At 35.3% G+C, this 1995-nt stretch carries 2 protein-coding genes and 1 pseudogene; 2 read left to right on the forward strand and 1 reads right to left on the reverse strand.

The window, feature by feature from the left end:
- Positions 1–12 precede the first annotated feature (12 nt).
- Positions 13–1041: pseudogene (locus P8M54_RS11955) on the reverse strand (FAD-dependent protein); the annotation flags it as partial.
- A gap of 153 nt (positions 1042–1194) precedes the next feature.
- Between P8M54_RS11955 and P8M54_RS11960 the strand changes: the two are divergent.
- Together P8M54_RS11960 and P8M54_RS11965 are read left to right on the forward strand one after the other, a co-directional pair.
- Positions 1195–1437 carry a hypothetical protein gene (locus P8M54_RS11960; RefSeq protein WP_300288106.1) on the forward strand — a complete coding sequence of 81 codons (243 nt, stop codon included), beginning with the start codon at positions 1195–1197 and terminating at the stop codon, positions 1435–1437.
- A gap of 180 nt (positions 1438–1617) precedes the next feature.
- The coding region (locus P8M54_RS11965) for a DUF547 domain-containing protein (protein ID WP_300288108.1) at positions 1618–1995 on the forward strand (378 nt) is incomplete at its 3' end.

Here is a 1995-nt window from a genome sequence, read left to right on the forward strand (position 1 = left end):
TTGATCACTTTAAGACGGCGACCAACCGTTAGAAACAACCTCGCACTTACATGTCGCACAAGGCTCAATAATACCGCCGGGACACATACAAAAAGAGTACATTCCCCTACCTCCTACTTGCTTGACAATACTGTAAGGTGCAGGCGGTAATAATTCCCCTCGGTAATCACAACTGTACTGAATACTGTCAATCAAAGATTGTGGATGCTCCGCTCTAACGCCCAAGGCAAAGGGTTTCGCTTCGATAAAAACTTTTTTTCTGTCTAATAATTCAAAAATATCTCTAGCCGAATGTCCTGTGGCTAAAATTAATTTATTAGCAACTATCGTCTCTCCACGATTAGTTAGCACACCTTCAATCTCGTTATTTTTGATTAGAATATCCGTTACTCTCGTTTCAAATAAAACCACACCACCGAACTCAATAATTTTTTCACGAATATCTTGAATAATTTGGGGTAACTTATTCGTACCAATATGTGGATGTGAATCCACAAGAATATCTGGAGTTGCTCCATAGGCTACTAACAATTCTAAAATACGCGTGACGTCTCCTCTTTTTTTAGAACGGGTATACAATTTACCATCTGAGTAGGTTCCTGCTCCTCCTTCTCCAAAACAATAATTCGAATCCTCATTGACAAGATGATCTACATTTATAGCTTTCAAATCACGACGACGACCTCTAACATCCTTTCCTCTCTCGATTACTATAGGCTTTAAGCACAACTCTATCAACTGCAAAGCAGCAAATAATCCAGCAGGACCAGCACCCACAACAATCACTTCTTGCTGACTTGCCACATTAGGATACTCAGGCAACCTAATTTTTGATTCCTCAATTGCATCTCCTATTAAGTAAATTAGTACTTTCAAATTGATCTTGATCGCTTTTTGACGCGCATCGATAGAGCGCTTCAAAACAACGACTTCTTGAATCGTTTTGGGAGCAACTTTTAATTGCTTTCCAAGGTATTCTTTGAGCAAAATTTCATTTGCAGCTATTTCTGGTGTTACCTGTACTAAGAGTTCTTGAGCCATTCTCGTTCTTGTAATGCATTATTGTTTCAAAATATTCTAAAACAGGTTGCAAAAATACAGTTTTGAAGTGGATTTTATTCTTTGTTGACTGTCTTTTCAGTTTTAACAGTATAAACTTTGTAACTTTGTTTACTAACTATTTATTTTTTGAAGATGTCCAGACAAATAAAATTAATATGGGATTTTAGAGGTCCTACAGCCGAAAAAACAGCCGAACACCATGAAATTCACTTAAAAGAATTTATAGCTATTGAAAAATTTCCTCTCACTATTACTGGATTTGAGGTAAAAGGCGAAATGCAAGCATTAGCATTCATGGTTGTTACTGATGAGTATATGATACAAGTTAGGGATACTTTAAAACCACATCGCGGCGAGTTATATAGTGAAAAATAATACCACATCTACATAGCTATAAAATTATACGCTGAAAAAAGTATTCGTTTCCTCAGCACTTTATAGCTAATACGTAAATGATCAACTATAATTTTATAAAAGTTAATGTTTTCCCATTTTCAACTTATCAAAAACTTATAAGTGTAAATTACGTACATAGTTAAAACAAAACATATCATTATGAAAAAAATTCTCGCAATACTGCTGCTATTAACCATTCAGTTTGGTTTTTCACAAGCTACAGACTACATCGCTATCTCTAAAAAACTAGTAGAGGCTGCCAAAACTAAAAACATAAAGGAGGCGACCAATTATATGGACCTGATTGCTAAGGCCGATGAAAACACATTAAGTAAGCAATTGGAAGGTGATACTGCAAAAAAAGCTTTTTTTATTAATGTGTATAACGGTTTTACAAATATTTCGCTACGCAAAAATCCAGAGCAATATAAGGACAGAGGAGCATTTTTTAAATCCGAACAATTTGTAATTGCTGGAAATAAGGTGAGCTTAGATATTATCGAACACGGTTTTTTAAGAAGATCGAGCATTAAATGG

Origin of the sequence: Flavobacterium sp. (assembly GCF_029242675.1) — a bacterium.
Classification (GTDB): Bacteria; Bacteroidota; Bacteroidia; order Flavobacteriales; family Flavobacteriaceae; genus Flavobacterium.

What these genes read in the sequence shown, in the direction of transcription:
- P8M54_RS11960 (WP_300288106.1), top strand. Translation starts at nt 1,195, where the DNA reads ATGTCCAGACAAATAAAATTAATATGGGATTTTAGAGGTCCTACAGCC.